This window comes from Nitrospirota bacterium (assembly GCA_035516965.1).
Classification (GTDB): Bacteria; Nitrospirota; UBA9217; order UBA9217; family UBA9217; genus MHEA01.
On sequence record DATIZR010000043.1, the window covers coordinates 41,096 to 63,316 of the forward strand.

At 59.8% G+C, this 22,221-nt stretch carries 20 protein-coding genes; 11 read left to right on the plus strand and 9 right to left on the minus strand.

The genetic code is table 11. The annotated features are described in order from the left end of the window. Window positions 1-9 precede the first annotated feature (9 nt). From VL197_06150 to VL197_06200, 11 genes are all read left to right on the plus strand, one after another. Window positions 10-1,389, plus strand: a complete 1,380-nt coding sequence (locus VL197_06150; GenBank protein ID HUJ17556.1) for a pitrilysin family protein — start codon at window positions 10-12, stop codon at window positions 1,387-1,389. Window positions 1,390-1,431: 42 nt separating this feature from the next. After that, window positions 1,432-2,760: a pitrilysin family protein gene (locus VL197_06155; protein HUJ17557.1), complete on the plus strand. Its 1,329-nt coding sequence runs from the start codon at window positions 1,432-1,434 to the stop codon at window positions 2,758-2,760. A gap of 26 nt (window positions 2,761-2,786) precedes the next feature. Continuing rightward, complete coding sequence (gene mutL, locus VL197_06160) at window positions 2,787-4,592, plus strand: DNA mismatch repair endonuclease MutL (protein ID HUJ17558.1); 1,806 nt, start codon at window positions 2,787-2,789, stop codon at window positions 4,590-4,592. 39 nt (window positions 4,593-4,631) lie between these two features. Continuing rightward, window positions 4,632-5,024, plus strand: coding sequence for a rhodanese-like domain-containing protein (locus tag VL197_06165; GenBank protein HUJ17559.1), 393 nt, complete (start codon window positions 4,632-4,634; stop codon window positions 5,022-5,024). 3 nt (window positions 5,025-5,027) lie between these two features. Next, window positions 5,028-5,972, plus strand: coding sequence for a tRNA (adenosine(37)-N6)-dimethylallyltransferase MiaA (miaA, locus tag VL197_06170; GenBank protein ID HUJ17560.1), 945 nt, complete (start codon window positions 5,028-5,030; stop codon window positions 5,970-5,972). Between the two features lie 67 nt (window positions 5,973-6,039). Next, the gene (hfq, locus tag VL197_06175; GenBank protein ID HUJ17561.1) at window positions 6,040-6,303 is read left to right on the plus strand and encodes an RNA chaperone Hfq; all 264 of its coding nucleotides are present in this window, start codon (window positions 6,040-6,042) and stop codon (window positions 6,301-6,303) included. A gap of 127 nt (window positions 6,304-6,430) precedes the next feature. Then, complete coding sequence (gene mtnP, locus VL197_06180) at window positions 6,431-7,321, plus strand: S-methyl-5'-thioadenosine phosphorylase (protein HUJ17562.1); 891 nt, start codon at window positions 6,431-6,433, stop codon at window positions 7,319-7,321. Between the two features lie 143 nt (window positions 7,322-7,464). Next, window positions 7,465-8,373, plus strand: coding sequence for a PfkB family carbohydrate kinase (locus tag VL197_06185; GenBank protein ID HUJ17563.1), 909 nt, complete (start codon window positions 7,465-7,467; stop codon window positions 8,371-8,373). Between the two features lie 64 nt (window positions 8,374-8,437). After that, window positions 8,438-9,313, plus strand: coding sequence for a hypothetical protein (locus VL197_06190; protein ID HUJ17564.1), 876 nt, complete (start codon window positions 8,438-8,440; stop codon window positions 9,311-9,313). Between the two features lie 18 nt (window positions 9,314-9,331). Then, window positions 9,332-10,075 carry a tetratricopeptide repeat protein gene (locus tag VL197_06195; GenBank protein HUJ17565.1) on the plus strand — a complete coding sequence of 248 codons (744 nt, stop codon included), beginning with the start codon at window positions 9,332-9,334 and terminating at the stop codon, window positions 10,073-10,075. Window positions 10,076-10,080: 5 nt separating this feature from the next. Beyond that, entirely contained in the window at window positions 10,081-11,025 is a 945-nt protein-coding gene (locus VL197_06200; GenBank protein HUJ17566.1) for a RodZ domain-containing protein, read from the plus strand. A 102-nt stretch (window positions 11,026-11,127) separates the two neighbouring features. Here VL197_06200 and VL197_06205 read toward each other — a convergent pair whose 3' ends face one another. The 9 genes from VL197_06205 to VL197_06245 form a co-directional block, all read right to left on the minus strand. Then, window positions 11,128-11,589, minus strand: coding sequence for a Mut7-C RNAse domain-containing protein (locus tag VL197_06205; GenBank protein ID HUJ17567.1), 462 nt, complete (start codon window positions 11,587-11,589; stop codon window positions 11,128-11,130). Window positions 11,590-11,830: 241 nt separating this feature from the next. After that, entirely contained in the window at window positions 11,831-14,272 is a 2,442-nt protein-coding gene (locus VL197_06210) for a heavy metal translocating P-type ATPase (protein HUJ17568.1), read from the minus strand. 423 nt (window positions 14,273-14,695) lie between these two features. Beyond that, on the minus strand, window positions 14,696-15,787 hold the full coding sequence (gene gcvT, locus VL197_06215) for a glycine cleavage system aminomethyltransferase GcvT (protein HUJ17569.1): 1,092 nt from the start codon (window positions 15,785-15,787) through the stop codon (window positions 14,696-14,698). Window positions 15,788-15,857: 70 nt separating this feature from the next. Then, the gene (mtnA, locus tag VL197_06220; GenBank protein ID HUJ17570.1) at window positions 15,858-16,919 is read right to left on the minus strand and encodes an S-methyl-5-thioribose-1-phosphate isomerase; all 1,062 of its coding nucleotides are present in this window, start codon (window positions 16,917-16,919) and stop codon (window positions 15,858-15,860) included. 141 nt (window positions 16,920-17,060) lie between these two features. Beyond that, entirely contained in the window at window positions 17,061-17,972 is a 912-nt protein-coding gene (locus VL197_06225; GenBank protein ID HUJ17571.1) for a polysaccharide deacetylase family protein, read from the minus strand. 120 nt (window positions 17,973-18,092) lie between these two features. Next, window positions 18,093-19,133 carry a bifunctional UDP-4-keto-pentose/UDP-xylose synthase gene (locus VL197_06230; protein HUJ17572.1) on the minus strand — a complete coding sequence of 347 codons (1,041 nt, stop codon included), beginning with the start codon at window positions 19,131-19,133 and terminating at the stop codon, window positions 18,093-18,095. A gap of 23 nt (window positions 19,134-19,156) precedes the next feature. Then, window positions 19,157-20,062, minus strand: a complete 906-nt coding sequence (locus VL197_06235; protein HUJ17573.1) for a formyltransferase — start codon at window positions 20,060-20,062, stop codon at window positions 19,157-19,159. A 7-nt stretch (window positions 20,063-20,069) separates the two neighbouring features. Then, the gene (locus tag VL197_06240) at window positions 20,070-21,011 is read right to left on the minus strand and encodes a glycosyltransferase (GenBank protein HUJ17574.1); all 942 of its coding nucleotides are present in this window, start codon (window positions 21,009-21,011) and stop codon (window positions 20,070-20,072) included. Then, window positions 21,008-22,183: a DegT/DnrJ/EryC1/StrS aminotransferase family protein gene (locus VL197_06245; GenBank protein HUJ17575.1), complete on the minus strand. Its 1,176-nt coding sequence runs from the start codon at window positions 22,181-22,183 to the stop codon at window positions 21,008-21,010. The genes VL197_06240 and VL197_06245 overlap by 4 nt, the downstream gene beginning before the upstream one ends. Window positions 22,184-22,221: the final 38 nt, after the last annotated feature.

Here is a 22,221-nt window from a genome sequence, read left to right on the forward strand (position 1 = left end):
GAGGGAAGCATGAACCGAATACTAGTTTTACTGGTTGCAGGCGTTCTGTCGCTTTTGTTGTCGTCGGCTGTTCACGGCCAGACCATGAACGTCACGGAAAAAGTGCTGCCGAACGGTCTGAAGGTGCTGTTGAAGGAGGACCATAAGTCCCCCGTAGCGACGTTCCAGGTCTGGTACAAGGTCGGCTCGCGGAACGAAAGACTGGGGACCACGGGCATATCCCACCTACTCGAACACATGATGTTCAAAGGCACGGCCAAGCACGGGCCCAAGACCTTTTCCCAGACCGTGATGCGGAACGGCGGGAATGATAATGCATTCACCGGCAAGGACTACACAGCGTATTTCGAGAACTTCTCCGCCGATCGCATCGACATCTCGCTCGATCTCGAATCGGACCGCATGCAGAACCTGCTGATCGAACAAAGCGCGTTCCAGTCGGAGCGCGAGGTCGTGAAGGAGGAGCGTCGCATGAGGACCGACGACGATCCGACCTCGGCCATGGTCGAGGAAATGATGGCCATGGCGTTCATGGCGCACCCCTATCAATGGCCGGTCATCGGCTGGATGGCGGACATCAACAATATCACCCGCGATGACCTCTTTGCCCATTACCGGGCCTACTATGCGCCGAACAATGCGACGATCGTCGTGGCCGGCGATTTTGACGCGAAGGCGCTCCTGCCCAAGATCGAGAAATACTTCGGACGCATCCCGAGCCAGCCTGCTCCTCCCAGGGTCGGCGCTGTCGAGCCGAAACAGCAGGGAGAGCGGAGAGTGACGGTCAGGAGGCCTGCCGAACTCCCGGCCGTATTTGCGGGCTACCACGCGCCCGATATCAAGAATCCTGACACCTATGCGCTGGAGGTCCTGCAGGGCATCCTTTCGTCGGGAAAGAGCTCCCGGCTGTACCGGTCGCTTGTCTATGATCAGCAGATCGCGCTCTATGCCGGAGGCGATTATGACAACATCGCGAACGATCCGAACCTCTTCTATGTATATGCAGGGGTGATGCCGGGCAAAACAACGGACGAGGTCGAAAAGGCCCTGTATGCCGAGATCGAAAAGCTCAAGACCGTTCCGGTCGCGGACGACGAGCTCCAGAAGGCTAAGAACCAGATCGAGTCGAGCTTTATCATGGGACAGGATTCGATCTTTTACCAGGCCATGCTGATCGGGCAGTTCGAGAGCGTGGCGGACTGGAGACTGCTCGAGAAGTACGTCGGCAATATCCGGACGGTAACCAAGGACGATGTCATGCGGGTTGCCAAGGAATATTTTTCGGAAGACAACCGGACGGTGGGCATCCTGGTGCCCATCAAGGAGAGCGGCGAAAAAGCCATGAACAGGGGAGGGCACACATCGTCGGGAATCATGGAACACCATTAACGGCCGCAGCGTGCAACCCTGCAGGAACGGAGAACAATCGCTATGAAGTCTATAATAAACTCTCTCACGCTGATCGTGATCCTCTTGGCATTGCCTCTGGCGGCACCAGCCCAGCCGATCGGGAAGCGCATCGTGCTCGAGAACGGCATGGTCCTGCTGCTCTCGGAAAAGCATGATATCCCCATGGTCACGATCAATGTCGCGCTCAGGGCGGGCAATGCAGCCGTGCCTGCGGACAAGCCGGGCCTCGCGTCGATCACGGCCGCTCTTCTGACCCAGGGGACCGAGCGCCGGACGGCGCAGAAGATCAGCAGCGAGATCGATTTCATCGGCGGCTCGCTGTCCACGGGAGGCGGCGACGACTTCGCTTCGGCCGGCCTGAAAGTGCTCAAAAAGGACCTCCGGACCGGGCTCGATCTGCTCTCGGACGTGCTCATGCACCCTGTCTTCGATCAGAAGGAGATCGACCGCAAGGTCCGCTCGACGCTTGCAGAGATCCAGCGGCAGAAGGAGGAGCCGGGAATCGTCGCCAGTGAAGCGTTCGAGAAACTGGTTTATGGCGATCATCCCTACGGCCGGACGAACGATGATGTGGCCGCATACATCCCCAAGCTGACGCGGCAGGACATCCTTGACTTTTACCGTTCCCGGTACAGCCCGTCGGGGACGATCATCGCGGTGGTCGGTGACGTGACGGAAAAAGAGATCATACCGCTGCTGGACGAATACTTCAAAGGCTGGAAGCGGATAGAGCCTGTTGCGGAGACGAGCGTCCCGGTTCCGGTCATCGATGCCGTGACCGTGAAAAAGATCGACATGAACGTCGTCCAGGCGAGCATAGACCTCGGCCATATCGGCATCAGCCGCGAGAACCCGGACTACTACGCGGTCCTGATCATGAACTACATTTTGGGCGGCGGGGGCTTCTCCTCGCGCCTGATGGACAATATCCGTGACAACAAGGGCCTTGCCTACGGTGTGCACAGTGCCTTTTCAGCACAGAAGGAGACCGGCCACTTTTCGGTGAGCATCCAGACGAAGAACGAGTCGGCGAACGAGGTCATCGCCGAAACCCTGAAAGAGATCCGCAGGATCCAGAGCGAACCGGTATCCGAAAAAGAACTTGCCGACGCCAAGGCCTATCTGACGGGCAGTTTTCCGCTCCGCATGGACACGTCGGCGAAAATAGCAGCGCTGCTCACCTCGATCGAGATATATCATCTCGGGCTCGATTATCCGCAGAAGTATTCCGGATTGATCAATTCCGTCACGCGCGGAGACATCCAGCGGGTTGCGGGAAAGTATCTCCATCCCGACAGGCTGGTGATCGTGGTCGTCGCAAACCAGGAAAAGGCGAAACTGAAATATTGATCTGTGGATTCAGTCTGCTCTCGTCTATGCCTTCTCTCATAAAAATTCTTCCCGATCATGTCATTAACAAAATAGCGGCCGGCGAGGTGGTGGAGCGGCCCGCGTCGGTCGTGAAAGAACTTGTCGAGAACTCCCTGGATGCAGGTGCGTCCGAAATCACGGTTGACATCGAACAGGCCGGACGGCGCATGATCCGGGTAACGGACGACGGGTCAGGGATGTCGGGGGAAGACGCCCGCATGGCATTCGAGCGCCATGCGACAAACAAGATTGTGAGCGACGGCGATCTCGAAGCGATTCGGACCATGGGCTTCCGCGGCGAAGCACTTTCGAGCATCGCCTCAGTGTCCCAGGTGCGGATGATCACGGCAAAAAGGGGGTCGCCGGCCGGCATCCTGATCGAGATCGAAGGAGGAATGCTCAAAGCCGCTTCGGAGGCGGCTGCACCGTCGGGAACCTCGATGGAAATAGCGCATTTGTTCTTCAATACTCCCGCACGGCTCAAATTCCTGAAGAGCCCGGCAACGGAGTTTTCCCACATCGTGACGGCGCTGTCCCGGCTGGCCATGGCCCACCCCGGTGTCCGGTTCCGCCTATTGCACAACAAAAAGCAGGTTTTGGACCTTCCGGCATCGCAGTCCCTGCGAGAACGCACGTTTCAATTGTACGGAGCGGAAATTGCAGATCAGATGGCCGAGTTCTCGGGCGGCAGGGATGCCATCCGGGTGTATGGCCTGCTCGGCAGGCCCGGCGTCACGCGCGCCGACAGAACGTACCAGGACTTTTACGTGAACGGCAGGGCGATCAGAAATGCTTCGCTTACCCATGCGCTGTACGGTGCTCACGGCGACATGCTGATGCGCGATCGTCATCCGATGGCCTTTGTTTTCATCTCCATTGACCCGGCGCTGGTCGATGTGAACGTCCACCCTGCCAAGGCGGAGGTGCGGTTCCGGAATCAGCCACAGGTCCACGATCTTGTGCGTGATGTCATCAGGGAAGGCCTGCGCGGTCAGGCCATGCACGCGGGGCAGCAGGAACCGGGAGCCTCGACGGTCCGTGCAGAATCGGTCGGCGAAGCGCTTGCGGCATACGGAACGGGACGGATGAATGGGGCAAACGAGAGGTCCTATCCGTCGGTCCTGTACGGCCGGAGAAAATCGGATCTGGGACCGGATCAACCCCGGGACCCGGGAGCTGCCGGGGCTGCGCAGGCTTCGGCAGTGCAGCAACGGCTACCGGGAGAAGACCTCGTCGATATCCTCGTTCCCATAGCCCAGATCCACAGTTCCTTTATCATCGCGCAGTCGCGGGACGGCATGGCCATGATCGACCAGCATGCGGCCCATGAACGGGTCCTGTTCGAGAAGCTCCAGGACCAATTTTCCGCCGGAGATATTCAGCTCCAGGACCTTCTGGTGCCCCTCCCGGTCGAAGTGGGCCCTGCTCAGGCCGCCCTGCTCGCGGAACACATCCCTGAACTCGGCACGGTCGGCTTCATCGTCGAGGATTTCGGGAACGGAACCTTCATGATCAAGACGGTGCCCGCACTGCTCGTGGGTGCCGACCACAAGCGGCTGCTTCTTGACATCCTTGACGAGGTCGGCCTTCACGGCACGAGCGGAAGGGCGGGGCAGCTGCGGGATGAGATCCTGAGCGTGATGGCCTGTCACCCGGCTATCAAGGTCCACCGGAAGCTTGATTTCCGCGAGATGGAGCGCCTGCTGACGGACCTGTCCCGGTGCCGCATGCCGCATACCTGCCCGCACGGCAGGCCGACCATGGTCCGCTTCTCGGTGGATGATATCAGGAAAATGTTCAAAAGAATATAATCGCCTGTATCGCGTATTCAGGCGGTTATGAAGGCGGCAATGATGGCAAGAATGATAGCTCCCGGCGTTGTGCTGGTGTCGGCACTGGCCCTTTCCACATCCTGCGCTACGGGGATCACCCGCGAGGAACTCCTGCAGCAGATGCAGGAGGGCAGGCAGCCGCTGATCGTCGACGTCAGGTCCCAGGGGGAGTACGACCGGGACCATGTGCCGGGCGCCGTGCATATCCCGTTCTATTCCATCCGTTCGGGGCTGGCGGCGCTCGGGCTGCCGAAGACCGATCCCCTGGTGCTCTATTGCGAGCACGGGCCGCGCTCGGGCATTTCCAGCTTGGCCCTGTATCTCTCCGGGTATGAAAAGATTTATTCCCTGGACGGTCATATGAAGGGCTGGCGCCAGAACCAGTTCCCGATCGAGACCATCAACTACTGATCAATGTCCGAGCAGAAACCTATCCTGATCATTGCCGGGCCGACTGCCGTAGGCAAGACGGACGCCTCGATCCAGCTGGCCCGGGAACTGGGCGCGGAGATCGTGAGCGCCGATTCGATGCAGATCTACCGCTCCCTGGACATCGGCACGGCGAAGCCGACTGCTGAGCAGCGGAGGCTGGTCTATCATCATCTGATCGACATCGTCGAGCCGGATCAGCCCTACAGCGTGGGCGACTATCTCCGTGACGCGCGGACTGCCATCGAGGGTATCCTTTCCTCGGGAGGAGTCCCCCTGGTTGTCGGCGGCACGGGGTTGTACATACGGGCGCTTACCCGCGGCCTGTTCTACGGGCCTCCGGCGGACCTGGATCTCCGGGAACAACTCCTCAAACGGGAATCGGAGGACCCCGGCTGCCTCTATTCCGACCTGGTGAAGGTCGATCCCGAGGCTGCCGTCAAGATCCATCCGAATGATCTCCGGAGAACGGTCCGGGCGCTTGAGGTGTTCTATCTGCGTGACCGGAAGCTCTCGGATTTTCACCGCGAGCATGCGTTCCAGGACGCACCGTACCGGTTCACCCTGGTTTTCCTGGCGAGAAGCAGGGCGGAGCTGTATCCCCGCATCGAGCGACGGGTCGAGCAGATGCTTTCGGCGGGGCTCGAGGACGAAGTGAAGGCGCTCCGGGAGAGGGGCTACGACCCCGAACTTCCGTCCCTGCAGGGCCTCGGGTATCAGCACTTCATGAACTTCTTTCTCGGCAGGACGACGCGGGAGGAGGCGATCATGCTGCTCAAGCGTGATACCAGGCGCTTTGCGAAGCGGCAGTTCACCTGGTTTCGGCGGGAACCGAATGCTGTGTGGATCGACGTGACCGGCCTGACCGAACCCGGGGAAATTGGGGCGCGAATAAAGAAATCCGTTGATATTTCAAATAAGTTAGTATAAGATGATCAAAATTATTTTGTCAGGAATGCGCTGCACCGGAGCGTGCATGTGCTTCCCGGAGGGCTGGATGGGAAAGTCGCAGGTGAATCTTCAGGATATTTTCCTGAACCAGATGCGCAAGGAAAAGATCCCGGTTACAATGTACCTCGTGAACGGTGCGCGTCTTACGGGCACCATCAAGGGCTTTGACAACTTTGTCATCCTGATGAAGCAGGACAACCAGCAGCTCGTCTACAAACACGCGATCTCGACAATCATTCCCGACAAGCCCATCGAGCTGTTGGAGGTGGACGCGAAGAAAGCCGATCAGGAACAGCCGGTTCAGGGCTGAGGGCTTCAGAGCGCCGCATCCGCGGCGCGACGGCGCATCCGGAACGTCGTTTGCCTGTCAGCAGCAGACCAGTGACCAATTCATCGACAGCGTATCTCCATTCCGGAAACCGAAGGACCACTCGGGCATGGCTCAGAGAAATGCAGGAAAAGAAGCGATCAGGGTCGGCGTGATCGGCGGAAGCGGTCTGTATGAAATGGAGGGGTTGACCAGGGTCAGGACCGTCAGGCTCTCCACCCCGTTCGGCAGGCCGTCCGACGATTTCATCATCGGAACGCTCCACGGAATCAGAATGGCATTTCTTCCGCGCCACGGCCGCGGCCACCGCATCCTTCCCACCGACATCAATTACCGGGCGAACATCTGCGGCATGAAGACGCTCGGCGTGGAACGGATCATCTCGGTGAGCGCCGTCGGCAGCATGCGGGAGGAGATCGAGCCGGGGCACATCGTCATTCCGGACCAGTTCTACGACCACACGAAACACCGCCGGTCAACGTTCTTCGGAAACGGCATCGTGGCCCATGTGGGCATGGCCGATCCGGTGTGCGGGACCCTCTGCACCACGCTCATCGAGGCGGGTCTGAAAGTAGGAGCAACGGTCCACCGCAAGGGCACCTACCTCTGCATGGAGGGGCCCCAGTTCTCGACCCGTGCCGAGTCGCTCACCTACCGGAAATGGGACGTTGACGTCATCGGGATGACGAACGCCACGGAGGCGAAGCTGGCGCGCGAAGCGGAGATCTGCTACAGCACGATCGCCCTGGCGACCGACTACGACTGCTGGCATCACAGCGAGGAGGCCGTGACGGTCGAAGCCGTTCTCGAAGTGATGAGGCACAATATCGAAGCATCCAAGGACATAATCCGGGAAGCCGTACGGACACTGCCGGAGGCCAGGTCCTGCTCCTGCGGCGATGCGCTCCGGAACGCGATCATGACTCCTCAGAAACTGATGCCGGCGAAGACGAAGAACGACCTTGCGCCGATCATCGGAAAATATTTGAAGAAGAAGTGAAGCGGGATGCGGGAACCAGGTATCCACAAATGAACACAGGGAATGCGAAAATGTCGAAGACTCTCTCTAGAGGGATGGAGACCCATTGAACCGGTTTCATCAGTGTTCATCTGTGGTTATATATTATTTGTCGGAGGTCATTCTTGAGTCTGCTCGTTGTCGGTACCGTCGCACTTGATTCCGTCAAGACCCCGTTCGGGAACGTTGATAACGCGCTAGGCGGTTCGGCAACGTATTTTTCCACATCTGCCAGCTATTTTACCGATGTCCGGCTGGTCGCGGTCATCGGCGAGGATTTCCCGAAGGAGCATATCCAGTTCCTGAAGAGCAAGAATATCGATACGCGCGGGCTGGAGGTTCAGACAGGCGAGACCTTCCGGTGGCAGGGCGAGTATGGTTATGACCTGAACGAGGCCAGGACGCTGGCCACCCACCTGAACGTTCTGGCGACCTTCAAGCCTGCCATCACCCCCGATTTCAAGAGTTCCGACGTCGTGTTCCTGGCGAACGTCGATCCGGAGATCCAGCTTGACGTACTGAGACAGGTCAACAGGCCGAAGCTGGTTGCCTGCGACACCATGAATTACTGGATAGCAAGCAAGCCCGACGCGCTCAAGCGGACCTTGAAGGAAGTCGATGTTCTCACGATCAACGAGGCGGAGATCCGGCAGCTAGCGGGCGAGGCAAGCCTGGTGAAGGCGGCCAGGACGGTGCAGGCCATGGGACCGAAGACCGTCGTGGTCAAGCAGGGGAGCTACGGGGCGCTTATGTTCAACGGCCACAGCGTATTCAGTGCTCCGGCGTATCCGCTCGAGACGGTTTTTGATCCTACCGGCGCGGGAGACACTTTCGCAGGCGGCTTTATGGGCTATCTCACGAGCACGATGAACTTCTCAGAGGACAGCATGCGAAAGGCCGTGATCTTCGGCAGTGTCATGGCGTCGCTTAATGTCGAGGCTTTCAGCCTCGATCGGCTCAGGAGCCTTGATTACCGGGAGATCGAGGGGCGGTACCGCGAATTCAAGCAGCTCACGCATTTCGAGGATATCTGAAAGGACGGAACTCCGCGCAGCAGGCGCGTCGTTCCCCTGATCCACTCGTTCCGATCCGAACGCCATGTTTACGATTGACGCTACCATAACCGATCTGAAGATCGCCGACAGGAACCTCATCCGGGTGCTGTTCTCCATGAACAACCACCAGGTGGCGAACCCCGAAACAAGCCTCGAGGAGGCGCGCAGTTACGTCTTCTTTTTCCGCGAGGGCGGCAAGATCCAGGCCTATGTCGGGCTCTACTTCATCAGCACCGACCGGAGGCGCTACTATTCCCATTCCAGCAATCCCTTCCCGGAAGAAAGTCTGGCCGACGTGGAAGACGAAGCGCGAAGCTTTGCCGAAGGCCTCGGGGCGATGCTTGATGAATTGGATTTCGCTAAAATGTCGCCCGATCAGAGGAAGCGATGGATCGAAGACCAGGAGTTTCTCTCGGGCAGAAAAAAAGAGACAAAAGCAGATGCAGCGCAGCCGGCTGCTGCGGCTCAGGCCGCGCCTCCCGCTGAAAAACCCGTCCAGACGGCACCTCCGGTCCAGCCTGCGCCAGTCATGCAACCGCAGGAGCTGCCCGTGGCCCCGCAATCACAGCCGGAGCAGCCTCCGGCACCGGTCGAGCGACCGCAGCCCCCGCAACAGCCGTCGACTCCTGCTGCGGGACCAGCCGACAGAACGCGCCCGGCGCAGGTCCAGCCGTCATCTCCGTCTCCCCGGAGAGCTGCCCCTCCTGCACAGGCGGCCGCGCCGCCCCGGGCGCCGGCCCCTGCTCCGGAACCGGACCACCAAGAAACTACGGTGACGCCCGAGGTCGTGTTCGAGGAAGCCGTGAAGGCAGGCGTGGTGAAGGCGCCGATGGCGCAGCTCAAGAAGGATGTCCGGAGCGCAACAGGTATGGTCAGCAGAGAAAAAGAGGCTCTGGCCCGCCTGTTGGCCTCCTTTTAATGTGAAGGAGTCTGATGTATGATGCGATCGTTACTTGTTGTCATCCTTCTTGCAGCGGCCTGTGCAACCACCTCAGGCACCGGTCCGGACAAAGCTAAAATGGCCGAAGGCTATTACATGAAAGGCCTCTCCTACGTCCAGGAGAAGAAATATGAACTGGCTTCGGTAGAATTCAACCGCTCAATCCAGACGGACAGCGATTACAAGCAATCCTACTACATGCTGGGCGTGATCAGCGATAGCCGGGGACAGTATGACGCTGCAATAGCCTATTACAAGGAAGCGCTGGCGATCGATTCGAATTATTCCGAAGCCTACAATGCATTGGGCACGGTGTATTCCAAGCAGCAGAAGTGGAAGGAAGCCCTGAAGGCCTTCAACAGGGCGCTTGAGAACAAATTGTATGCGACGCCCCATGTTCCCTATCTGAACATCGGACGCGTCTACCTGGCGCAGAAGGATTACGAAAAGGCCATAGCAGCATTCCGCGAAGCAAAGCGGTATGCAAGTTACGACTTCATCATGTATGAGCTTGGATCGGCTCTCTTCGACGCGGGCAGGGTAAAGGAGTCCATCACGGAATTCCGGGAGGGGGTGGCCATATCTCCTCAGAACGCTAACCTCAGGTTCAGCCTGGGAGTTGCCCTTGTCAAGGACGGCAACAAGAGGGCGGCAGTGGAAGAGTTCCGGAAGGTCGCCGAGATTACACCCGGCAGCGATCTGGCGCGTCAGGCAAAAGATTATCTGAAGACCCTGAGGTGAAATTGATGGGTACGTTAGGCCAGTATCTACGAAACGGCCGCGAGGCCAGGGGCATCGATATCCGCGATGCGGCCCAGCAGACGCGAATCAGCGTCAATTACCTGAAAGCCCTTGAAGAGGAGGATTTTTCAAAACTGCCCGGCGACGTGTTCGTCAGGGGGTTTCTGAAGAATTACGGAAAGTTCCTCCACCTGGACCAGGACGAGCTGCAGAAACGATACGCAGAACTCACACCCAAGGCCCCGGCTGCCGCACCCGCTGCAGAGGTCAGCGCGGCTCCAGAAGAGAAGAAGGAACCTGTGGAGAGCGGCCCCCGGGTGAAAAGGTCCATCGAACCTTATCTTTGGGGAGCTGCGATCACTATCTCATTGCTCCTGCTCCTGTTCACGTCCATGCCCGGCAGGCATAGCGGTAAGAGTCGTCAGCAGGAGAAGAACGCCGGCTCCCCCTTCCTGTCGTCTCTTCCGACGGACTCAGCCGGCGGAACGTTGAACGCCGGCAAGCTCTATCTTGAAGTCGTGGCGATGGATGACACATGGCTGCTGGTCCGCACCGATACGAGCCCGCAAAAGAAGGCAGTGCTGAGAAAAGGAGAAAGCCTGATCTGGAGCGCCGACGAGCGGTTTCTCCTGAGCTATGGCCGTGCAAATGCGTTGAAACTGATCCTGAACGGCCAGGAGATTGAAGTACGGGATGCAGGGAGCGCACCGATCAGGGACCTTGCCATAACGCGCACGGGTATCCTGAACCCCCCGCCTGCCCCGAAACAGCCGCAACCCCTCCGTCCGAGGCCGAGACCCGTGGTGCAAAACCAGGAGGCAACCGGACAGACCGCTACGAACGCCTCGTCGCCCCTTCCGACCACGCCTGCCCCAACTGATCTAACTGCGCCGGCGCCTGCCCCCGCCCAGCCGGTCCGCCCTACCATTACGATCACTCCGGGTGATTGAAGGCAAGCCTTCTGCTCATGCAGTCGAGCCCTGTTATCATGGAAATAGCCCCGGTCCTGATTAACGGACCGGGGCTATCGTTTGTGGAAGGGTTCCCCAGAATCATTGTCCATCGCCGGGCGCCCGGCCGGTCAATTTCATGTTCCTGACATGGCTGCCTGCCCAGTAAACTCTTCCGCACGATCCGCATTGCAGAAAATCGTGCTCATGGTGATACACGTAGTCGGGAACCCGATCCCTGGATATTTCCTTCGCCAGAGGGATAAGCGTCGAGTTGCAGAGAGAGCAGCGGGTGAGGGGCTGCGGGAAGCCGGCGCAAGAGGGAAGGGCCGAGAGCACTTCATTCACCTGTTCCTGCGCAATGTCGGAGCGGATGAACAGGTGACGGGAGGCCAGGGGACGGTGAGCAAGGCCGTTGTCGCGGGTAAGGATCATCCTCTCATGCTCGAGGGATATCCGGATGATCTCGTTATCATCGAGCGAACGGTCATAGAGAACGTCAAAGCCGAGCAGCCTCAGTTTCTTTGCAAGCCTGCCCAGCATGACATCAGCGATGAACTTCATGGAAACATTATACCGCAGAGGACGAAGAGGAGAAAGACTACGGGACGCGGATAATGATCAATTGAAACCAAGTAAGTGAAGGATTTTGCATGTGTTGGCTTTATGTCCGAATGTATCCCTGTTGAATTGTGGCGAAACACTGGTTTGATGTCCAAGCTGTCGATAATCCGCTGTCTGGGGAACGACGGCAAAGGAACAAACATAATTTTGCGATGGCCCGTTAAACCATGCTCGTCCCCGATTAAGAGAATTTTCTTAATCTCAAGGAATTGGTCACAACGCTGACCGAACTGAAGGCCATGGCAGCGGAGGCGAACATGGGGTTCAGCAGGCCGCCGGCCCCGAAAAAGGGGTAGAGAACGCCCGCGGCCACGGGTATGCCAATGACGTTGTAGAAAAACGCCCAGAACAGGTTCATCCTGATGGTCTGCATGGTCCTGCGCGAGAGCCTCATGGCCTCAGCAACGACGCGCAGGTCGTCCTTGATCAGCGTCACGTCAGAGGCCTCGATCGCCACGTCGGTTCCCGTCCCGATCGCGATGCCGACATCGGCCTGAGTGAGCGCGGGTGCGTCATTGATCCCGTCACCGACCATCGCAACCACCCGGCCACCGGCCTGGAGTTTCCTGACGTTCTCCATCTTGTCCGAGGGCAGCACCTCCGCCAGTACGCGGGAGATGCCGAGCTCTCCGGCAATGGCCCCAGCGGTCCTCCGGTTGTCGCCGGTCAGCATGTACACCTCGAGGCCGAGTCCCTTCATCCGCTCCACCGCCTCCCGGGAATGCTCTTTGAGCGTATCGGCAACGGCAACGATTCCTGCAGCCTTGCCGTCGATCGCGACGAACATGGGAGTTTTCCCCCGGGAAGAGATCCCTTCGCCCTCAACGGCAAGACGGCCCAGGACCACGGCCCTGTCAGACATGAGCCTTTCGTTGCCCAGCACGACCTCTTTTCCCTTGACGATCGCGCGGATTCCGTGGCCCGGCAGGGCCTCGAACTCATCAGGCTGTTCGAGAGCGATGCCCCGGCCAAGAGCACAGCGAACGATCGCTTCTCCGAGCGGATGCTCGGACCCTTTCTCGGCTGAACCCGCAGAGGCAAGGAGCTCCTGTTCGCTTATTCCATTCGCGACCACGTCCGTGACGGTCGGCTCGCCGCGGGTCAGGGTTCCGGTCTTGTCCAGAACGATCGTATCGATGCGCTGCGCCCGTTCGAGGCTCTCGGCGTTCTTGAACAGAATGCCGTGCTCGGCACCCTTGCCGGTCCCGACCATGATAGCCGTAGGCGTTGCCAGTCCCATGGCACAGGGGCAGGCGATGATCAGCACGGCGATGAAATTTACGAGCGCAAGCGTGAACCGCGTCTCGGCGGGACCGAGGAGGTACCAGATCAGGAACGTCACCAGGCCGATGCTGATGACCGTCGGGACAAAGATGCTCGAAATGGAATCGGCCAGGCGCTGGATCGGCGCTTTGGACCCCTGCGCTTCCTGGACCATGCGGATGATATTGCTGAGCATGGTGTCCCGGCCTACCTTGGTCGCCTCGAAGGTGAAGGTTCCGGTCTTGTTGATCGTGGCTCCGATGACCGTGTCGCCTGTCCGTTTGTCAACGGGAAGGCTCTCGCCGGTCAGCATGGACTCGTCCAGCGAGGACGATCCGCTCCGGATCACCCCGTCCACGGGCACCTTCTCGCCCGGACGCACGATGATCAGGTCGCCGGCCTCGACCTCTTCGATCGGAATGTCGTGCTCGCCCTGCTCCCGGATGACACGCGCCGTCTTTGGCTGGAGCCCCATGAGCTTCTTGATCGCTTCACCGGCCCGGCTCTTTGCACGGGCCTCGAGGAACTTTCCGAACAGGATGAGCGTGATGATCATCGCCGAGGTGTCGTAGTACGCGCCGCCGTGGCTGCCCATGTGCCCGAACAGACCGGGGAAAAAGGTGATCGCAACGCTGTACCCATAGGCCGCGGAGGTCCCGACCACGACAAGCGTGTTCATGTTGGTGCTGCCGTGTTTGATCGAGGCCCAGGCGTTCTGATAGAAGTGGCGGCCGGCCCAGAACTGCACCGGCGTGGTGAGCAGGAACAGGATGAACCACATGGTCCGTCGGGGGAGGAGGGACAGCCCCGGGATCATGTCCTGCATGCTCCCGATCAGGACGAGGACGGAAAGGGTTGCGCTCACTACAAGCTTCGTCTTGAGCTCATGGAGCTCGCGCTCCCGCGCTTCTTTTTCGATGTCCAGGGCAGTACGGCCCTCTACCTGGACGGGTATGCGGAAGCCTTCCCGCTCGATCGACCGGCGGATATCGCGGAGGCTTATCTGGCCAGGGATGTAGTCCAGCTCGACAGTGCCCGCTGTCGCGTTTACCCGGGCGTTCAACACGCCGTCGATAGCCGAGGCAGTTCGCTCAAGCTCAGGCACCCGCGAGACATCCAGATCGATGACCGGGATGGTGACGGCTTCGGTCACTGCCTGATAACCGGACTCGCGGATGCTGGAGATGAATTGATCAAGGCTGACGACCGCAGGGTCGAATTCGACAACGGCCTTTTCGTTCGCGTAGTTGACATTCGTGCTTTTCACGCCAATGAGCCTGGACAGGTCCTTCTGGATCGCCGCGGCGCAGTTGACGCAGGTCATTCCTCTTACCGGGATGACGGCCTTTTTCGTTTCCATGGGTCATATTACCACAAAGTGACGGCAGGGACAAAGCGGGAATAGGGAATAGCGTGCCGGATTAAAACAGTGTTGGATTTCCGAGGGGAGAGGGATGCTTACGACCGGTCATGTTGTTACGATTTCTCAGTGCCGTGACGTGCAATCACCGTGATACACACAGGTTTAATTATTTTTATCACAATTGTATCACGACGGGACAGCAACGGTACCGTGGTACCGTTGTCGGAAGCTACTTTTGCCGTTCATCTGCGAACGTACTGCGTACACTGAGAAACGATCCCTCCGGAAGGACTTGACTCTCTCAGGTGTGATGAACAGGAAACACGTCTTGCCGAACGGAAAACAACGACTCGATGAATCCAGGAAAAACTATGATGCGCAGTAGTGTTTGGGGCAAGGACCGTCCGTACGGGAACCTCCTTACTTCTTCCGGTAGAACGGCAGCTCCACGATGTTGGCGACGATTTCCCTGTCACGAAGTTCGATCTCGATCTCCTGGCCGGGCTGGGCGTACCGGCTCACCACGTAGCCGAGCCCGATGCCGTTCCGGAGCGCAGGTGAGAATGCGCCGCTGGTCACTACACCGATCTGCCGGTTCTCGGAGAAGATGCTGCCGCCCGGCCGGGGCGCGCTCTTCTCGGTCAGGAGGAAACCCGCGAGCTTCTCCCGCACACCGGCAGCCTTCTCCGCGAGCAGGGCTTCCTTACCGATGAATTCCTTTTTAAAGTCAACGAAGGCTGTCAGGCCCGCCTGGAGCGGCGTGCGTTTTTCGTCAATATCGTATCCGTAGGACGGGTAGCCCATTTCGAGCCGCAGGGTATCGCGGCTCGCCATACCACAGGGCAACAGCCCGAAGTCGCTTCCCGCGTTCAGGAGCGAATCCCAGAGGGTCTCAGCCTTGTCGGCTGCGATAAAGAGTTCATAGCCAAGCTCGCCGGTGTAGCCGGTCCGCGCCACGAGGAGCGGCAGGTCGGGGAGGGTCAGCTCCTTCAGGGAACGGGGTTTGAATTTCCTGAACTGAGCGCCGAGGAATTTCTCAAGAACGCCGGCCGACCGGGGGCCCTGGAGCGACAGCTGTGCAAGGGACCCGGTCACATCGCTGATTTGTGTTCCCGATGAGGCATGAGCAGTGAGCCACTCCAGGACCTTCTCGGCGTTCACGGCATTCGTCGAAAGCAGGAAGCGCATGGATGTGCCGGCGTTGGAGAGCCTGAAGACGATAGCATCGTCGATGATGCCGCCGTTGTCGTTGCACAGGAGGCAGTAGTGCGCAGAGTGTTCGGGGATCTTGGCGATGTTCCCCGTGAACATCTTCTGCAGGAACTCCACGGCAGCCGGTCCCGTGACCTCGATCCGTCCCAGGAAACCGACGTCGAACAGGCCGGCGTTGCCCCGCACCGCATGATGCTCGTCCTGGGCATCCGTAAAAGCCTGCGGTACCTGCCAGCCCTGGAACTCGGTCAGTTTAACGCTAGCACGCAGGTGTTTCTGGTGGAGCGCAGTCTGTTTCATGCTGACCTCCTCGCGTTGCTCGTTGAGAAGACACTGCGGACTGGATGCTGGAGACCGGGACCGACGCCGGTTATCGTATCCTGAGCTTCTCCGGGTCGGTTTTTCCGTCGGCAAGTTTGTGGATGTCCTGGGGAAGAAATGCGCCGACTTCCGTGATGATGGCCGTCACATAACGCGCCGGCGTCACGTCGAAGGCCGGGTTCGCGACCGCCACGCCTTCGGGCGCTATCTGGACCTTGCCGAATATGTGGGTCACTTCGCGAGGATTGCGCTCTTCGATGGGTATCAGGGAGCCCGTTTCCATGGCGAAGTCGATGGTGGAGAGCGGAGCCGCGACGTAGAAGGGAATGCCGTGCTCCTTGCACAGCACGGCCAGGCTGTAAGTGCCGATCTTGTTCGCCAGGTCGCCGTTCCGGGCGATGCGGTCGGCGCCGACGATCGCGAGGTCGATCAGGTCTCGGTACATGAAGTGTCCCGCCATATTGTCGGTGATGAGGGTGCAGGGTATCTTTTCCTGCATCAACTCCCAGGCGGTCAGGCGAGCGCCCTGGAGCACGGGACGCGTCTCGTCGACGTAGACGTGGATCTTCTTCCCCTCCTCCACGGCGGCCCGCATCACGCCCTCGGCCGTGCCGTACCCCGCGGTCGCAATGGAGCCAGCGTTGCAATGGGTGATGATGTTGTCATCGTCGGAAACGAAGACCGACCCGTAGCCACCCATGCGCCTGTTCGTCTCGATGTCCTCGTCGAGCATGCGCTGGGACTCCTGCACGAGCAGGTCCCTGATCTCCTCGAGGCTTTTGTCCCGGTTGGCCTGCACGAACGTCCGGATCCGCTCGATGGCCCAGAACAGGTTCACGGCCGTGGGCCTCGTTGCCGCCATGAACTTGCAGATCTCCTCGAACTTCGGCCAGAACTCGTTAAACGAGGCGGCAGTGATCTGTCGAGCCCCAAGCGCGAGGCCCATGGCGGCCGAGACGCCGATGGCAGGTGCGCCGCGCACCCAGAGTTCCCGGATGCCCTGCGCCACGGTCTGATAGTCCCTGCATTCGTTGTACACGACCTCGATCGGCAGTCTGGTCTGGTCCAGCATGCGGACCATGCCGTTCTTCCACTCCACGGTCGGGATCATTGAGATTGCTCCTTCGGTTTGAATAAACGGACGGGAAATTCTGTCTTCTGATTAAATATAAAGGAAGCGCGGGGGATTGTCAAAAAAAAATGTTGGTTTTTGGGCCTCAAGAAGGGGCAGAGGGCTTTCCCGGGGAGGCTATCAGGTTGCGCAGCGCTGGACCGCAAGGGTGCCGCTTCTTCCCTCGATCGTGCCGTCGACGAGATCGCAGACAGGGATTGCGGTCGGTTCCCGGAGGAGGTCGCGGGCGATGTCATCCAGCCTCCTGACCTCGATCCTCCGCATACTCAACTGCTGCAGGAGCGTCCTAAAAAGGCCTATCTGCTTCATCCCCTCGAGTTCGGCATGGATGGTGAGCACGTTCACGACGCGGGGCCGGAGCACGGAACAATACTGATCGACGATTCGCTCATCGGGATATTCCGGCCTGCCAAGCAGTTCGTCCAGCGTCGGGAGCGTTGTGGGGATCTGGACCGTTCTGAACACCGAGCCGCCCGCGCGGGGAAAGAAGGGGTGGCTGCCCCGGGCATCGCTGGCGTAGAGAAGGCCTGCGTCATCGTAGGCAGCGAGGCTGAAAGCGTTCGCCTGCCAACCCGCCGACCCGGCGGTCCTTGCCGGTTCGCCGAAGACGCGTTCGAATTCCGCTCTGGCCCTGCCGAACTCCCGCTCCACCTCATCGCGGCTCATCTTCGCAAGTCCGTCCTGCCAGCGGATATGGTCATAGCAGTGGATACCCGCCTCATGGCCCCTGTCGCGGGCAAGCCGCATGATGACCTCGTTCCTTCGGCCCACGTGCGGTCCCGGCAGCAGAACGCCGTTCAGCAGGGTGCGGATGCCGTAGGTAGAGACGACGCTGGTGCGGCTCACCTTGCTCAGGAACCCCGGGCGGAAGATGCGCTTGATAGCCCGGCCCGTATTGTCCGGACCGAGGGAGAAGAGGAACGTGGCCTTGATGCCGAACTCATCGAACAGGGCGAGGAGGTTGGGCACGCCGATGCGCGTGCCCCGGTCGGTATCGACGTCGATCTTGATGGCGAGGAGGGGATCGTTCATGAACGTTAAAGAATAGTTAGCGCGAAGGCGCCAAGGACGCAAAGAAGACCGGATGCTGATCGTTCATTTGTGAACCTTCGCGCTCTTTGCGCCGCAGCGGTTCGGCAATTTCGTTCGAGACTATACGTCCAACTCTTGAGACGGCCTGCCGAGGTGGTAGTCCAGAGTTTTCCTGAGCGCAGTCTTGAGGTCCGTCGTGGGCTTCCAGCCGAGATAGGTTTCCGCGTTCCGGATCGACGGCACGCGGGTAAGTATGTCCTGATAGCCCTCCCCGTAGTATTCCTTCGACCGGACGGTCACGATCCGGACGCTGTCGGCAAGCTTCGCGAACCGGGGATAGGTCCGGATGAGCGCTATCAGCGTTTCGGCAAGCTCTCTGATCGACATGTCGTTGGATGGGTTCCCGATGTTGAAGATGCGGCCATCCGCGGCGCTGTCCCGGTTCTCGATGATCCGGATCAGCGCGTCGATGCCGTCGTCGATATAGGTGAAGCTCCTGCGCTGCTCTCCGCCGTCCACGAGCTGGATGTCCTTGCCGCGGAGGATGTTCCCGATGAACTGGGTGAGCACGCGCGAGCTGCCCTCCTTGGGCTCGAGGATGTTGTCCAGCTTCGGGCCGATCCAGTTGAAGGGGCGGAAGAGCGTGTATTTCAGCCCTTCCTTCATGCCATAAGCATGGATCACGCGGTCCATGAGCTGCTTGGAGCAGGAGTAGATCCAGCGCGGCTTGTTGATCGGGCCGAGCACGAGGTTCGAGGCCTCCTCGTCGAACTCGCGGTCGGGGCACATGCCGTACACTTCGGACGTGGACGGGAAGAGGACGCGCTTTTTGTAACGCACGCATTTCCTCACGATGTCGAGATTGGCCTCGAAGTCTAGTTCGAACACGCGCAGCGGGTCGGTGACGTAGGTGGCCGGCGTGGCGATGGCCACGAGCGGCAGGACCACATCGCACTTCTTGACGTGGTACTCGATCCATTCGCGGTTGACGGTGATGTCGCCTTCGACAAAACGAAAACGCTCGTGGCCCAGGCACTGGTCGAGCTTGTCCGTGGACATATCCATGCCGTAGACTTCCCAATCCTTGTTCTTCAGGATGTGCTCCGTCAGGCTGTTGCCGATGAAGCCGTTGACTCCGAGGATCAATATTTTCAGGCCCATGCTCCGCTCCATTTCATTTCCCGTTATTTTCCCAGGATCCGCCCCGCCTCGAGCCCCTGCATCTCGCGGTCGGCATCTTCCTCGACTTCGTCCTCCCATTCCCAGTTGACGATCTCCAGGGCGCCGCTGCCGGTGGCAACCGTGAATGGGTCTTCAGACAGAACCTGCCCCGGTTCGCCTCCCGAGGGGGGAAGCGGCCTTGCCCACCAGATGATGAGCTTCCTCCCGTTGACCTCCGTGAAGGCTCCCGGATAGGGTTGGGTCACGGCGCGGATCAGATTATATATTTTCCCCGCGGCCCCCGTCCAGTCAATGCGGCCGTCCTCGGGCTTCCGCCCCCCGAAATAAGAGGCCAGCGCTTCGTCCTGTTTACGGCGCGGCGCGGTCCCCGACGTGATCGCCCCCAATTGTCGCTCGAGCACCAGGCGCGCCGCCTTGACGGCCTTCAGAAAAACGTCCTTGGCCGTGTCCTCGGGCCCGATGGAAACCTTTTCCTGGTCAACGATGTCCCCGGCGTCGGCCTGTTTGACCATATGGTGAAGGGTGACGCCCGTTTCCGTTTCTCCGTTCAGCACGGCCCAGTTGATCGGCGCCCGGCCCCGGTACTTGGGAAGAAGGGAGCCGTGCATGTTGAAAGCTCCGAGCGGCGCCAGGTTCAGGATCTCCTCCTTGATCATGTTCCGGTAGTAGAAGGAAAAGAGGAGGTCCGGCTCCCAGGCCCTGATCTGCTCGACCCATGCCGGCGTGTTGACGGACTCCGGCGTGTAGACCGGGATGCCGTATTTGCGGGCTAGTCCTGCGACCGACCGGAACCAGATCTCCTCGTCCGGGTCGTCCTTGTGCGTGATGACGGCGAGCACATTCTCGTCGTTCTGGATCAGGAGGTCCAGGCACTCATACCCGACCTCGTGATAGGCGAAAACTAACATGCTTGGTTTATTCATCGATCGTTTCGTACACTTTCCGGATCACGAAGCGCGGGCGTCGCCGCACCTCCTTGTAGATCCTGCCGATATATTCCCCGATGATGCCGAGGCCCATGATGCCGATGCCGACGAGGAAGTAGAGAATTGCAAAGAGGGTGAACACGCCTTCGGCCTCGGGTCCGATCATGAGGCGCCGGATGAACAGGTAGACCACGAAGAGCGTCGACAGGATCGAGACCACCATGCCGAAGACCGTGAACACCTGAAGCGGCACGACGGAGAATCCTGTCATGAGGTCGAAGTTCAGGCGGATCAGGTCGTAGAGCCGGTACTTCGATACTCCGGCCGCCCGGGGGGCGTGCTCGACCGCGACCTCGGTCGGCTTCGCGGCAAAGCTGTAGGCCAGCGCGGGGATGAAGGTCGAGGTCTCCTCGCTCGCCACGATGTTGTCGACGATGTTCCTGCCGTATGCCCGGAGCATGCAGCCCTGGTCTTTCATGCGGATGTTGGTGATCTTTGCGCGAATGCCGTTGATGACGCGGGAGGCATAGGTCCGGAAAAAGGTGTCCTGACGGTTCCTGCGAAAGCCGCCGACCACGTCGTGGCCCGCCTCGAACGCGGCGAGCAGTTTGGGGATCTCCTCGGGCGGGTTCTGCAGGTCGGCGTCGAGCGTCACGATGACGTCTCCGCGGACCCGTTCGAAGGCCGCCATGATGGCCATGTGCTGCCCGAAATTGCCGTTGAAGTCGATGACGCGGACCTCGGCCGGCCGCTGCAGATGAAAATCCCTCAGCATCTCGCCCGAACGGTCACGGCTCCCGTCGTTCGTGAAGAGGATCTCATAAGGCTTTCCCAGTTTGTCCAGGACGGCCGTCAACCGTGTAAAGAGCGCGTTCAGATTGTCCTGTTCATTGTACACGGGGACAACGACGCTCACGTAGGGTTTGGTCATGTCCCTTTCCTCCCGAACAGGCCGGCCATGGCGGCGACCACGCGGTCCTGCTCCGCATCGGTCATCAGCGGGAAGAGCGGCAGGCTCACGATGCGGTCCGATACGGCCTCGGCATTCGGGAAATCGCCGCGCTTGAAGCCGAACCGCTCCCGGTAATAGGGATAGAGATGCACGGCCCGGTAGTGCAGCCCGGTGCCGACGTTGCGCTCCTTCATCCCCTGCATGAAGGCATCCCGGTCCATGCCCGCACGTTCGGGATTGACGAGCGGGGTGTAGAGGTGCCAGGCGTGGAGATGCGGATAGGAAGGAGCCGAGGGCAGGCTGACCTGCGTCCAGTCGGCGAGCAGCTTCTGGTACCGGAGCGCCAGTTCCGTGCGTCGTTTGATGAAGCCGTCGAGCTGTTTCAGCTGGTGCAGGCCGAGGGCCGCCTGCATGTCCATCATATTATATTTGAAGCCCGGCGCGATGATCTCGTAATGCTGGCTGCCCTTCTTCCCGAAGCGGTTCCAGGCTTCGCGGTCCATCCCGTGGAAGCGGAGCAGGGCCACGTCGCCTGCCATCTTCTCATCACTGGTCATCACGCAGCCGCCCTCGCCGGTGGTCATGTTCTTGTTGGGGTGAAAGCTGAAGACCTGGACATCGCCGAAACTGCCGATCCGTTTTCCCCGGTACTCCGTGCCGATGGCATGGGCCGCGTCCTCGATCACGCGGAGATTGTGCATCTTCGCGATCGCATACAGCGGGTCGAGGTCCACGGGCAGACCCGCGAAATGCACGGGCATGATGGCCCGCGTGCGTTTCGTAACGGCCTTCTCGATCTGCCGGACGTCGATGTTGTAGGTCCCCGGCTCGACATCCACCAGGACCGGCTTCCCGCCGGCGAGCACGATGGTGTTCAGGGTCGCAGCGAAGGTCATGGGCGTCGTGATCACCTCATCGCCGGGCTTCAGTTCCAGCGCAGCCAGCACCAGGTGCAGGCCGGCCGTGGCCGAGGAAAGCGCAAGGGCGTAGGGCGCCGAACAGTAGGCCTTGAGGTCCTCTTCGAACTGCTTGACCCGCGGGCCCGTCGTGATCCAGCCGGATTTGAGACAGGCCACCACCTCGTCAATGGCTTCCTGGCTGATCGTCGGACGGGAGAAGGGGAGGAATTCTTCAGTTGGGTTGCTTGACATGGTAATCCTTCACAGAACGATCGAATAAAAATGAGCCT